This window comes from Photobacterium profundum (assembly GCF_003026285.1).
In the GTDB taxonomy this organism is placed as follows: domain Bacteria; phylum Pseudomonadota; class Gammaproteobacteria; order Enterobacterales; family Vibrionaceae; genus Photobacterium; species Photobacterium profundum.
Map to the genome: position 1 here is coordinate 61,152 of NZ_PYOD01000017.1, position 13,107 is coordinate 74,258.

The window sequence follows — 13,107 nt, forward strand, 5'->3', positions numbered from 1 at the left end:
GTTTTTTATTCTAGCCAACGTATTGTTTACGTTGTGAGTTTCTTATATTCATAGGTTTAGCGTTTAATGGTCGTGTGCTTCACCCGCACCTTTAGGGTAGCGAATTGATTCAACCATATCTTGAACATCTTTTGGTACTTCAGCGGTGAACTTGTTAACCACAATGGAAACTACGAAGTTCAGACACATACCTAGCGTACCAATACCTTCAGGGCTGATGCCGAAGAACCAGTTATCAGGTGTGCTTGCTGCTGGGTTGATAAACTTGAAGTAAATAATGTACGAGGCCGTAAACGTAATACCCGTTAGCATGCCCGCAATCGCACCTTCTTTGTTCATCTTCTTATAGAAGATGCCCAAAATAATCGCTGGGAAGAAAGAGGCTGCCGCTAAGCCGAACGAGAAGGCAACAACCTGAGCCACAAATCCTGGTGGATTAATACCAAGGTAACCTGCACCGACTATCGCGAGAGCGGCACCGACTCGTGCTGCTAATAGCTCTTGTTTATCGGTCATGTCAGGCTTGAAGCCTTTCTTTAACAAGTCATGTGATATCGAGGTCGAGATAACCAATAGTAACCCTGCAGCGGTTGATAAAGCTGCGGCTAGGCCACCAGCTGCCAACAATGCCACTACCCAATTCGGTAAATTAGCTAACTCGGGGCTTGCCAGTACAATGATGTCGCGGTTGATATTCATTTCGTTACGATCATCGCCAGAATAGAACATTTTTCCGTCGTTGTTTTTATCTTCCCACTTAACTAGGCCTGTCTTCTCCCAGTTCTTAACCCAACCAGGGGCTTGTTCTGCAGATACGCCTTGCATGTCTGGGCCGTTGATTGTCTCAATCATATTGATACGCGCAAACGCGGCAACTGAAGGGGCTGTCGTATAAAGTAGTGAGATGAACAGTAGTGCCCAACCAGCAGAAATACGCGCATCTTTCACACGAGGAACCGTGAAGAAGCGAATAATAACGTGTGGTAAACCGGCAGTACCCACCATCAATGCAGAACAGATAAAGAATACGTCAACCATACTCTTTGAACCATCGGTGTAGGCGGTGAAACCTAACTCTGTGGTTAATCCATCAAGCTTGTCAAGTACGTATGTTTCAGACCCTGTTAGCGTAGAACCCAAACCTAGTTGGGGGATACTGTTTCCCGTCATCATGATTGACGTAAATACTGCTGGAACAAGGAATGCAAAAATAAGAACACAAAATTGTGCAACCTGCGTGTAGGTAATACCTTTCATGCCACCTAGTACGGCGTAGAAAAATACGATACCCATACCGATAATGATACCCATGTTGATATCAACTTCGAGGAAGCGGGCAAATACAACCCCAACTCCACGCATTTGACCTGCTACGTAAGTAAACGAAACGAAGATGGCACAAAAGACAGCTACCATACGTGCAGTTCTAGAATAGTAACGCTCACCAATGAAATCAGGCACAGTAAACTGACCAAATTTACGTAAGTAAGGCGCAAGACACAGTGCGAGTAGTACATAACCACCCGTCCAGCCCATTAGGTATACACCGCCATCGTAACCAACAAATGAGATGATACCTGCCATTGAAATAAACGATGCTGCCGACATCCAGTCAGCTGCGGTAGCCATACCATTCGCAATAGGATGAACCCCACCGCCAGCAACATAGAACTCACTTGTTGTTCCTGCGCGTGCCCAAATGGCAATACCGATATACACCGAAAAGGTGAGACCCACTAAAATAAACGTCCAGGTTTGGATATCCATAACTAACCTCTTAGTCTTCTTGTACGTTGAACTTACGGTCGAGTGCATTCATGCGCACTACGTAGACAAAAATCAGTACCACAAAGGTATAAATGGAACCCTGTTGCGAGAACCAAAACCCTAATTTGAAGCCACCGATTTGGAAGTTGTTAAGAACATCGACAAATAAAATGCCGGCACCGAACGAAACCATGAACCAAATAGTGAGTAGGTAAGCCATTGTACTGAGGTTTTCTTTCCAGTAGGCCTTAGCCTGCTCCTTGGATTCAAACGCCATTGTCATCTCCTTACACGTCATGTTAATAATCGCGGCAAATGCGCGTTAATAAAATGTTACAGAAAGACAATAGCAACGATCTTACAACTAAACAGTGCAACTTTAGTCGTGCTAAAAACCAAAAAATCGCCCAGAAACAGGCGATTTTGTGAGATGAGATAGAAATTTAGCATGTTAATGACTTGTTGCATTAGCCGAAGGTCTAAGTCATAAGGTAAAAATCCTTGATACCAATTAGCAGGTTGTTTACTGCCACTGCGGCAAGGATTAACCCCATCACTCGGCTAATAATCGCAGCCCCTACATTACCAATATATTTCTGGATTTTATTTGCCCCAAGCATTAAGAATAACGTGACTAATAAAACACTCAGCATCACTAATGTTGTGACTATCTGATCGCCCAGCGAGTAACGGTTGTTATCCGTTAACATTACCACTGCCATCATGGCTCCTGGTGATGCAATGGAAGGCACCGCTAAAGGGTATACCGCTAAGCTACCTAGTTCAGAGTGCTGAACTTCTTGTTCGCTTATCTTACATTCTTGGTCTACTTTTCCTTCGCCAAAAATCATTGTTAGGGCAAAAAGTAGCAGAACAAGCCCCCCAGCAGCTTGAAAAGCAGGAAGGGGTATTTGCATCGCTTCCAGTAATATCTGACCGATAATAATAAAGAACAATAAAATTCCGGCAGATATAGCAATGGCTTTTAGTGCGACTAAGCGGCGCTGTTGTGCATTTAGGTGGCTGGTTTGAGCAAGGTACACGGGTACTGAGCCGATAGGATCGACAACAGCCCAAATGAGGACGAACTGGGTGAGAAGGACACTGAGCAAAATAACCCCCTAAATTAAAATCGTTAATTGTATGAAAGAATAATTAATTTTTACTGGTTTTTTCTATGATATTAATGATGTTAGCAAAAATATATTCTTTTAAGGGGGATATTTTGATATTAAATTGTATTTAAAATTTTCAGGGTTTAATAATTAGCCCTATTTACAGTGGGTAATCGGTAATTATTGCTTTCTGTGGAGTTTTGAAATGAAATGATGGTGAAGGCTCTGTTTTGGTATGTTTTTTGACAGGTATTTTCAGGTATCAACGAAGATAAATTAATACCTGATGTCTTTATAACCTATTGGGCCAAATCCATTTGCTGTAATAGAATCACGGCTTGAGTGCGGTTCTTAACCCCGAGCTTGCGAAAAATAGCGGTCATGTGAGCTTTGATTGTTGCTTCTGATACATTCAACTCATACGCAATTTGCTTATTAAGCAAACCATCAGACAGCATGCATAACACTTTATATTGCTGGGGAGTTAATGAGGCTATTTTCTGGGCAAGATCATTAACTTCATCATCTTCACCCCCGAGCCCTTCAGGAAAAAAGGGTTCTCCTTCGAGCACTTGATGTAGAGCGCTGATTAGCGCGCGCATATCACTTGATTTAGGAATAAAGCCAAATGCACCGTGGTTGCGAACCTGTTTTACAACTGTAATCTCTTCACTGGCGGATATCACGACGATGGGTAGGTCTGGATATTGGTTACGTAGTTGAATTAAACCTGACATGCCATTCGCGCCCGGCATTTTTAAATCGAGCAGCAATAAATCTACATCATGCTCTTTTTCTAACAAGCTGAGCAGAGTATCAAGCGACTCAGCTTCGAGTAGATTGGCACCGCTGATCGCCATATGCACTGATTGAAAAAGTGCATTACGAAACAAAGGGTGATCATCAGCGATAACAATCGTGTATTGAGCGTCCATGGCTACCTTTTCACTATTATTTTTAATTACGCTATCACTGCTATAAAACCAGATCAATTCGTTAACACTCAAGATAAGAGCTAGATCAGACAAGGCTTGACGATAGATGTAATAATCATGCTGAATCCGCGCATTGCTGGAAAAATAAAAAAAAAGAGCGCTATTTAGCACTCTTTTAAATTTAGTTAGTTATCAATTTTCGCTGTTAATTATTCGCAGTTTGACGCTGGATATGCTCAAGGAAAGGGGATGCTTTCATGAAGCCCGTTAGACGTGCATTCTTTTGTGGATTACCTTCTTTATCCCAAAAATCGATAGTCGGTAAGCCCAACACATTCATTTCTTTCAGCAATTGAATATCTTGCGGTGAACTCTTTGTCACATCGGCTTGCAGTAAAACAAATTTGTTTAACTCGGGCATAACCGATGCATTGTGGAAGGTGTACTTTTCAAACTCTTTACAGGCCACACACCAGTCAGCGTAAAAATCTAACATTACTGGTTTGCCCTGTGCTTTCGCCGCAGCTAATGCGCTATTAAGCTCGTTGATATTGGCGATACGTTGAAATTCTATGTTATTTGACTCACTTGCTGTTGTGGTTGTTGGCTGCGTGCCTGTAATGGCTTGATATAAAGGCTGGGTTGCAATGAATAATCCTAAGATAGCGACAACTGCCAATGTACTGCTACGCCATGATGCCGGCATGGTGGTTTTGATGTGATACAACCAACCAAATGCTGCAATGCCCAGTGCTGACCATAAATAAGGTACCCACTGGTGCGGTAAAATGCGCTCTAGTAAGAAAATAGGCACGGCTAATAAAATAAACCCAAAGAATATTTTTACATGGTTCATCCAATTTCCTGCTTTAGGTAGCAGCTTATTGCCAAACATCGCGGCAAGAATCAGCGGGATCCCCATACCAATTGCAAGTGCATACAGAGCGATGGCCCCCGTTAATAAATCACCACTTTGTGCGACATACATTAACGCGCCAGATAATGGGGCAGTTGTACACGGTGAGCAGACCAAGCCAGAGATTGCGCCCATTGCAAATACACCACCGACACTGCCGCCTTGTTGCTTGTTACTGAGCCCACTTAACCATGTTTGCACACTGCTTGGCAGCTGTAAGGTATAAGCCCCGAACATGGACAGTGCGAGTAATACAAACATGACACTTAATGCAATTAACACATAAGGGTGCTGCAGTGCTGCTTGAAATTGCATGCCAGCAGAAGCAACTACTAATCCTAATAAAGTGTATGTCAGTGCCATGCCTTGCACATAAATAAAGGCTAAGCGAAATGCCCGACCTTGGCTGAGTTTACCGCCACCTAACACAATACCAGTCAGGATTGGGTACATCGGCAGTACACATGGCGTAAACGCTAAACCGACACCTAAAGCAAGGAACAAGAAGGGAGTCCACCATTGAGCAGCAAGATCGCTAGCCAGTTGGTCTTGTTGTGTGGCAGTCGTTGCCGAGTTTGTTGCTGCAAGGTTTGAAGTATTGGCTGGTTGTTTTGTTGGTGCTCTGACAGATGTTTGAACCTGCTGGTTAGTACCTTCGCGCGCATTTGTGTTAGTTACTGCATTAGTGCTTACTTTCGCTGTTGAGCCTATGATGGCAGATAATGGAATTTGTCGAATTTCTGGTGGGTAGCAAAAACCCGCCTTGGCACAACCTTGGTAACGTACGGTGAGTGTCGAGTTATTTGTGGCTTCAAGAATCGGCACCGTCACTGTTAATGGGTCGGTATAAATATTGACTTGCCCAAAGAATTCATCTTTGTATGGTTTGCCTGTAGGAATACCTATTTGACCTAATTGGGTATCATTGCCCGTAACCGATAGCTGATGTTGGTACAGGTAGTAACCCGGTTTAACTTGCCAATCTAGGTAAACACGATCGCCTTGTTGGCTAAAATTAAACGGAAAGGCTTCATCAACGGTGACAAATTTATTGGTGCTTTGGGTGTCATTAAAGAGCCCTGATATCGAAAATTCTGCTCGTGTTGGTAGGCTAAATACACTAATTAATAGGGTTCCCAGTATTAAAAAGAGGGAAACGATACGGGACATCTCGCGATTTTTGTTCAATCCAATCATGCTTATTTGACTCTTCTACAGGCGAATCCAGATTAGGCTATTTTATCTATTAGGAACATATTAATGGCATTAACGTGTCGGCCATTACCGTAACTATACTCTTTAGGACCGCCTTTTAAACATATTGGTTTCATCGTCAGACAATCAATTTATGTTCCTGTTAGTGCATTTCGCATGAAATCGATAAAACACGTTATATGATTTGGTACATACCCCAAGCGTTGATACAGCATATAAATGGGACGTGGTGGGGAATACCAGTCATCTATCATGGTGGTGAGAGTGGATTTTTCTAGGGCATCTGCTACTACATAATTAGGTAAACACGCGATACCCAATCCGCTTATTGCTGCTTGTTTTACACTATTTAAATCGGCAATCGCCATACGCACAGGGGAATTGATCCAGATCGTTTCCGAGTGCGCTATATCAGTTTTACAAGTGAGTGCCCACTCAAACTCTGGCACGGTAGCTAAGCGGGCGTGGTGGTTTAATTCATCTGGATGACGAGGTATACCGTATTGTGCAAGATATTCTGGTGATGCGACGAGAGTACGTTGTGATTCGCCAATTCTGGCAGCAGCAAAGCTGGAGTTAGGCTGTTGCCCCACTCGAAAGACAACGTCGTATTGCTCTGGGCTGTAATCATGGTGTTGATTCGATAAATGATTAAGCGAAAGTGTGACCTCAGGATAAAGCGCTAGAAACTGATTAAACAGTGGCATGAGCTGATACGTTAACAAACCAACAGGAGCAGATATCCGTAATGCCCCTCTTGGATTTGAGCTGCTGGTATCCATTAATTCACTGGTTGTAGCTTCTAATTCGCCGAGTAATGGTTGGCAACGTTCAAAGTAATTTCGCCCCAATGGTGTTAATGCCACATTGCGACTATCGCGAATAACCAGTTGGCTGCCAAGGGTATCCTCTAGCCGTTGTAATCGGCGACTCAGGGTCGTTGGGGGAATATCTAACGCATTAGCTGCAGCTCTAAAACTTCCATGTTGGGCTATCGCAATTAGGGCGCGTAGGTCATCTAACTTCATACCATTTTTGCATCGCTGCATAACGCTTTTACCTCTATCACATGGCTTATTTAATCTACTACTATAAGTGCTCAGGCTTTCCTGTCTTAAGCCTGATGTAGCAAACTGAGACATATCAAATAAGTTGTTTGGGAATAATAGCTTATTTGGCTCGAACAAAAACGATGGGAATCCGTTTTTGTTCATGGTCTTCGCCCTAGGATGGGGCGGAGATTTAATTCTTCACTTTACCGCTTTCATGAGCAACGTGCTCAATCTCATTATTCAAAATATCATCAGACTCGTTTTGTTGCCTTACTGTTTTTAATTTCTGTTCTGCCCAACCTTTATCGCTCTTCACATATAGCATTATTGCTACACGTATCCTATATCGGCTGATCATCTGTGCTGATTTAAATTGCGTTTAACAACGTTATACATTGTGTTACTAAAACCACGGCTGACTCTAAATTCTGCCTAGTAATTATCAATATTGTCTACGTCATTACCTGGCTATTTACTTAGCCATATAAAAGAAAAAGGCTACCCGAAGGTAGCCTTAGTTGTATGTGCTTGTTTAGCGATTAAAGAATAATGCCGCCAATCAAGAAGCCTAGTGCTACTGACGTAGAGATAGTAACCACACCTGGAATAAAGAATGGGTGGTTAAATACAAGGTTACCGATACGTGTAGAGCCTGTGTCATCCATTTCAACCGCAGCTAGTAGCGTTGGGTAAGTAGGAAGTACGAACAGTGCACTTACTGCTGCAAAAGATGCGATAGCAGTAAGAGGAGCAACACCGATAGCCAATGCAGCAGGCATTAGTGCTACAGTAGTTGCGCCTTGAGAGTAAAGCAACATAGATGCAAGGAACAAGATAAGTGCTAGCATCCATGGATAGTCACTAAGTAGTGAACCCGCTACTTCTTTAATGCCATCAACGTGTGAGTTAACGAATGTAGAACCTAACCATGCCACACCTAATACACAGATACATGCTGTCATACCAGAGCGGAATGTTGGTGCTGCTGCAATTTTAGAAGCATCGATTTTTGTGAAAGTCACGATAGCGGCAGCTGCAGCTAGCATAACGGTCATGATTGCTTCGTTACGACCAAGTGCTGGGTTCTCAATAAGACCCACAGAGCTTGAGATTGCTGCTGCGTAGCAAACAACAAATGCGATAGCGCCAAGGAAGATGTACGTTGCAGGCTTCGCTGTTGGTAGAATCTCACGCTTACCAGAACCTTTAAGCTTGATAAGACCTTTTGCTAGGCGATCTTGATATATTGGATCATCTTTTAGTTCACAGCCTAGGAAGTTAGCAACGAATGCACCAACCATACATGCGATAAACGTTGTAGGAATACAAATCGCAAGCAGTGTTAGGTAACCGATGCCCATTGGTTCAAGCAGGCCAGAGAAGAAAACAACAGCTGCTGAAATTGGTGATGCCGTAATCGCAATCTGAGATGCAACAACCGCAATAGAGAGTGGGCGTGAAGGGCGAATACCTTGCTCTTTAGCCACTTCAGCAATAACTGGAAGCGTAGAGAATGCAGTGTGTCCTGTACCCGCCATCAGTGTCATAATATATGTCACGATTGGCGCGTAAAAAGTAATGTGCTTAGGATTTTTTCGAAGGAAATTTTCTGCTAATTCAACTAACCAGTCCATACCACCAGCTACCTGCATTGCTGCAATCGCTGTGATAACTGACATGATAATTAAAATTACATCAACCGGAATAAATGCTTGGCTTGTTGGTACCCCTAAAAATAGCGATAACACAATAACACCAGCACCACCGGCAAGACCGATACCAATACCACCAATTCTTGCGCCTAAATAAATAAACGCGAGAACAACAAATAGTTCTACACCAATCATAAGATTGTCCTGTCTTAAAGTTAAAAAAATCAAATAAAAAATAAATGGGAATGTTGTAGCAAAGAGGTGCGGATTTTCTTCCTGAAAACCCGCTTTATTATTTAGCGGTTACGTTAATTATTATTAGTTATAACGTTTCGCTTTGTATTCTGGGTGCATTAGGTTTTGTACCGAGAAGATGTCGTCTAGTTGCTCTTCAGTTAGAAGACCACGCTCAAGTACAACTTCGCGTACGTTTTTACCTGTTTCAGCACAAATCTTACCAACAATGTCACCTTCGTGGTGGCCAATGAACGGGTTTAGGTAAGTAACGATACCGATTGAGTTAAATACGTAACTTTCACATACTTCTTTATTCACTGTGATACCTGATACGCACTTATCACGTAGAGTTACACAAGCGTTTTTCAGAAGTGAAATAGATTCGAACAGTGCCTGACCGATTACAGGTTCCATTACGTTCAACTGAAGCTGACCAGCTTCTGCTGCGAAAGTAATTGTTGTGTCGTTACCAATAACCTTGAAGCAAACTTGGTTAACTACTTCAGGAATTACTGGGTTTACTTTCGCCGGCATGATTGAAGAGCCTGCCTGCATTTCTGGTAGGTTTAGTTCGTTCAAACCAGTACGAGGGCCAGAAGAAAGTAGACGTAAGTCGTTACAAATTTTAGACAGTTTAACCGCAGTACGCTTAAGAGCACCGTGGATCATTACGTATGCGCCACAGTCAGACGTTGCTTCGATTAAATCTTCTGCTGGTGTACATGATAGACCTGTGATTTCAGCAAGACGTTGAACAGCAAGTTCTTGGTAACCAGTCGCTGCGTTTAAGCCAGTACCGATAGCTGTTGCACCTAAGTTCACTTCAAGCAGAAGATCTGCTGTGTACTTAAGGTTTTTGATTTCTTCTTTAAGAAGAACTGAGTACGCGTGGAACTCTTGACCAACAGTCATTGGTACAGCATCTTGAAGCTGAGTACGACCCATCTTTAAAACGCCTGCGAATTCTTTATCTTTCGCGTCGAAAGCACCTTTTAGATAATCAAGTGCTTCAATCATTGTCATGATGCTGTTGTATACAGCAACACGGAAACCTGTTGGGTATGCACAGTTAGTTGATTGCGATTTGTTTACGTGATCATTAGGGTTAATGATGTCGTATTCGCCTTTATCTTTGCCCATAAGTTCAAGAGCAAGGTTAGCAACAACTTCGTTTGCGTTCATGTTTACTGAAGTACCAGCACCGCCTTGGTAAACATCAGACGGGAATTGATCCATACACTTACCAGTGTCTAGAATTAAATCACATGCTTTGATGATGTAGTCACCAACTTCTGAAGGAATAGCGCCTAGTTCTTTGTTCGCCATTGCAGCTGCTTTCTTAGTGAAAACCATACCGCGAACAAAATCAGGAACGTCAGAAATTGTAGTGTTTGAGATGTTGAAGTTTTCAACAGCGCGAAGTGTGTGGATACCCCAGTAAGCGTCAGCAGGAACGTGACGTTCACCAAGTAAATCTTCTTCAATGCGAGTAGCAACATTTAGAGTTGCTTCATTCTTTTCAAGATCAATCATCTGAGACATAAATATAGCCTTTATGGGGAATCTGCTAATAAAAATTCAAACTTTGAGCCAGTTCTGAATAAGAATCCATTCTGCAGAAGTTTTGGCTAGATGATCGTTCCTGACACCTTATTTGCTGCCGATAATACTCCCCTTTAGTGGTAAAACCATAACCGAGATCACTTTTTTGAAGCACATGAAAACATTTGCACAAGAATGAGATCTTCCTCACAAATGCTGTTAATAATTAGGCTCTCGATCATGGTGATAAATGAAGAAATATAACTAATTGTGAATGAAGTGTGTATTTATGATTGATGACGAATAATGCGGAGTAGCTTCGCGCCTATTTAGTTGAAAAATGCCACAATAGCCCCATAGTTAATGTATAGATAAAATTTAATATCTTTTAGGCAATGTCATCGGTGATGAAGACTTGCCTGTAAGTGTTCAACGACTCCTAAGAGGTAAGCTGTGTTTCCTGTATTGCTGTTTTTATTTATTCTTGTCCCTATCGTTGAAATTGGATTATTTGTTCAAGTAGGTGGTTTCTTTGGCTTATGGCCAACCCTTGCTTTCGTATTGGTAACAGCAGTTGTGGGGGCGTCATTAGTTCGCAGCCAAGGTATTGCGACCTTGATGTCTGTTCAAAGCCGATTACAACAAGGTGAAATACCGGCTCAACAAATTGTTGAAGGTGTTATGCTGGCTGTTGCGGGCGTATTGCTATTAACCCCAGGCTTTATGACTGATGCATTGGGTATGATAGTGTTATTGCCTGCTCCCCGCGCCATGCTGGCGAAGCAATTAATGAGCCGAGTAAAAGTAAACGGCATGGGTTCTGGTTTCTCGGCAGGGTTTGGCGGCGGTCAGGGGTTTGACAATCAAAGCCCATTTGGTCAGCAAGGTCCATTTGATGGTGCCGATCCTTTTGAGTCACAACGTAGTCAAGAGACGCGTAATACTGACAATCGAGACGGTGATGTGTTTGATGGCGAGTTTGAACGTAAAGACGATAAAAATGACGATCAGAATAATCGTTTGAATTAGTTTATCGAATACAAACGCTGAGCAGCGTATGACCCGACGCAATAAAAAAGCAGCCATTGGCTGCTTTTTTTGTTCATGCTATTCACATATTTTACGTGAAAAAGCGTTATTTTTTTGTATCGTGATATGTTTAAAAGCCTGCTTGTTTACGTATGTGTACAGCATATAAATAAGCACAAATACCGCTGATGATATTGGCAACGGTAATACCAATAAATAACCCTTCAGTGCCATTAAGCTGGCAGCCTAACCATGCCGCAGGTAATAAAAAGCCGAATAAGCGTAATAAATTCCACACTAGAGCATGCATTGATTTGTGCATCGCATTTAAAGCACTAATTAATAACATACACACAGCTTGAAGGCCGTAGCTGATCGGTACCACTATCAAGTAATGCCACAATTGCTCTTGTACTGCGACATCTTGGCTGAATAAGGCTGATAACGGCCAACTGAGCGGTACCATCATCACGAAAATTAACAACTGGAAGATAATGGCAAATCGCATGGCGGTGAACAGGGCTTTAAATGCACGCTCTGGTTTATCGGCTCCTAAGTTTTGCGCCATGAAAGGCATTAATGCCGAGCCTAATGCCATCATGGTAATGACCAGTAATGATTCAATGCGCATTGCTGCACCATAAGCCGCAACAGATGTTGTGCCTTGCGTAGCAAGTAACCACATTAGTAATGCACCAGATAGCGGATTTAACGCATTGGATAGCCCAGCAGGCATACCAATTTGCATCACTTTTTTCCAATCATTTAGCAGTAATGCTGGTTTCGGTTTCGCCAGCATTTTTTCTCGATAAATTAAAATAAAGAGCGAATACAGCAGGGCGAATGCCCAGCTTATGCCACTGGCAATCGCAGCACCTTTTACCCCTAACTCAGGAAATGGACCGTAACCGAAGATCAATAAAGGATCGAGCACGCCATTGATCAATCCTGCCAACATCATGATCTTTGCTGGTGTTTTAGTATCACCCGTTGCACGAATTGCACTATTTCCAGCCATCGGAATAACCAGCAATGGGATCGCTAAATACCAAATGCTCATGTATTCATTGATAATGGGCAATAAATCAGGGCTTGCGCCAATGAGTGAAAACAAAGGTTCAATTGTGCTGATACCTAAGCTTGATGCTGCAATAACCAGTATAACGGCCAGTAGAATGCCATGACTGGCAAAGCGTGCTGCTGAATGCCCAGCTCCTTGACCTAATAAGCGACCAATATTGGTCGAGATACCCACGCTAACTCCCATAGTGATGCAATTTACTGCAAAGGTAACGGGAAAAGTGAAGCTGACAGCAGCTAGAGCATCAGTGCCTAATAATGAGATAAAAAAAGTATCAACTAAGTTGAACATTAAGATCGCGACCATACCAAATACCATAGGTACAGTAAGGCGGCGCAATACATCGGCGATAGGATCAGACAGCAACCCGTGTTTGTCGGGGCGTTGATTCACGGTCTTTGGGATTACTGACAGGGACCTTTTTTCTTTTAACATAATGGTCTCGGATTTGATTCGCCCGATTACCCTAAAGCAAAGAGTGTGATCGGGCAAAAATTCTCGGGGTTATTTTCGGAATATTTAGTGCTTAGGGCTTGGGATCCTGAAAAACGACCCAACATGTGTAC

Annotated in this window: 10 protein-coding genes; 1 reads left to right on the top strand and 9 read right to left on the bottom strand. The window is 42.6% G+C overall.

The annotated features are described in order from the left end of the window. Window positions 1-63: 63 nt before the first annotated feature. The 8 genes from C9J48_RS23410 to aspA all read right to left on the bottom strand — a co-directional run bounded on the left by C9J48_RS23410 (window position 64) and on the right by aspA (window position 10,431). Window positions 64-1,767: a sodium:solute symporter family protein gene (locus C9J48_RS23410; protein WP_006233725.1), complete on the bottom strand. Its 1,704-nt coding sequence runs from the start codon at window positions 1,765-1,767 to the stop codon at window positions 64-66. Between the two features lie 10 nt (window positions 1,768-1,777). After that, the gene (locus tag C9J48_RS23415; protein ID WP_006233724.1) at window positions 1,778-2,044 is read right to left on the bottom strand and encodes a DUF4212 domain-containing protein; all 267 of its coding nucleotides are present in this window, start codon (window positions 2,042-2,044) and stop codon (window positions 1,778-1,780) included. 202 nt (window positions 2,045-2,246) lie between these two features. Next, on the bottom strand, window positions 2,247-2,879 hold the full coding sequence (locus C9J48_RS23420; protein WP_006233723.1) for a MarC family protein: 633 nt from the start codon (window positions 2,877-2,879) through the stop codon (window positions 2,247-2,249). 302 nt (window positions 2,880-3,181) lie between these two features. Beyond that, window positions 3,182-3,817: a response regulator transcription factor gene (locus C9J48_RS23425; RefSeq protein WP_006233722.1), complete on the bottom strand. Its 636-nt coding sequence runs from the start codon at window positions 3,815-3,817 to the stop codon at window positions 3,182-3,184. Between the two features lie 205 nt (window positions 3,818-4,022). Next, window positions 4,023-5,930: a protein-disulfide reductase DsbD gene (locus C9J48_RS23430; RefSeq protein ID WP_006233721.1), complete on the bottom strand. Its 1,908-nt coding sequence runs from the start codon at window positions 5,928-5,930 to the stop codon at window positions 4,023-4,025. Window positions 5,931-6,079: 149 nt separating this feature from the next. After that, entirely contained in the window at window positions 6,080-6,997 is a 918-nt protein-coding gene (locus C9J48_RS23435; RefSeq protein ID WP_036804470.1) for a LysR family transcriptional regulator, read from the bottom strand. A gap of 542 nt (window positions 6,998-7,539) precedes the next feature. After that, entirely contained in the window at window positions 7,540-8,847 is a 1,308-nt protein-coding gene (locus tag C9J48_RS23440) for an anaerobic C4-dicarboxylate transporter (protein WP_006233718.1), read from the bottom strand. A 123-nt stretch (window positions 8,848-8,970) separates the two neighbouring features. After that, window positions 8,971-10,431 carry an aspartate ammonia-lyase gene (gene aspA, locus C9J48_RS23445; protein WP_006233717.1) on the bottom strand — a complete coding sequence of 487 codons (1,461 nt, stop codon included), beginning with the start codon at window positions 10,429-10,431 and terminating at the stop codon, window positions 8,971-8,973. Window positions 10,432-10,884: 453 nt separating this feature from the next. On the opposite strand from aspA, the gene C9J48_RS23450 reads away from it, so the two are divergent. After that, entirely contained in the window at window positions 10,885-11,460 is a 576-nt protein-coding gene (locus C9J48_RS23450; RefSeq protein WP_006233716.1) for an FxsA family protein, read from the top strand. A 130-nt stretch (window positions 11,461-11,590) separates the two neighbouring features. Here the strand turns inward: C9J48_RS23450 and C9J48_RS23455 are convergent, their stop codons facing one another. Beyond that, window positions 11,591-12,976: an MATE family efflux transporter gene (locus tag C9J48_RS23455; RefSeq protein ID WP_050764933.1), complete on the bottom strand. Its 1,386-nt coding sequence runs from the start codon at window positions 12,974-12,976 to the stop codon at window positions 11,591-11,593. Between the last annotated feature and the right edge of the window lie 131 nt (window positions 12,977-13,107).

Coding starts and splice junctions, on each gene's coding strand:
- C9J48_RS23455 (WP_050764933.1), bottom strand. CDS start 12,976: ATGTTAAAAGAAAAAAGGTCCCTGTCAGTAATCCCAAAGACCGTGAAT.
- aspA (WP_006233717.1), bottom strand. CDS start 10,431: ATGTCTCAGATGATTGATCTTGAAAAGAATGAAGCAACTCTAAATGTT.
- C9J48_RS23415 (WP_006233724.1), bottom strand. CDS start 2,044: ATGGCGTTTGAATCCAAGGAGCAGGCTAAGGCCTACTGGAAAGAAAAC.
- C9J48_RS23425 (WP_006233722.1), bottom strand. CDS start 3,817: ATGGACGCTCAATACACGATTGTTATCGCTGATGATCACCCTTTGTTT.
- C9J48_RS23430 (WP_006233721.1), bottom strand. CDS start 5,930: ATGATTGGATTGAACAAAAATCGCGAGATGTCCCGTATCGTTTCCCTC.
- C9J48_RS23410 (WP_006233725.1), bottom strand. CDS start 1,767: ATGGATATCCAAACCTGGACGTTTATTTTAGTGGGTCTCACCTTTTCG.
- C9J48_RS23440 (WP_006233718.1), bottom strand. CDS start 8,847: ATGATTGGTGTAGAACTATTTGTTGTTCTCGCGTTTATTTATTTAGGC.
- C9J48_RS23435 (WP_036804470.1), bottom strand. CDS start 6,997: ATGCAGCGATGCAAAAATGGTATGAAGTTAGATGACCTACGCGCCCTA.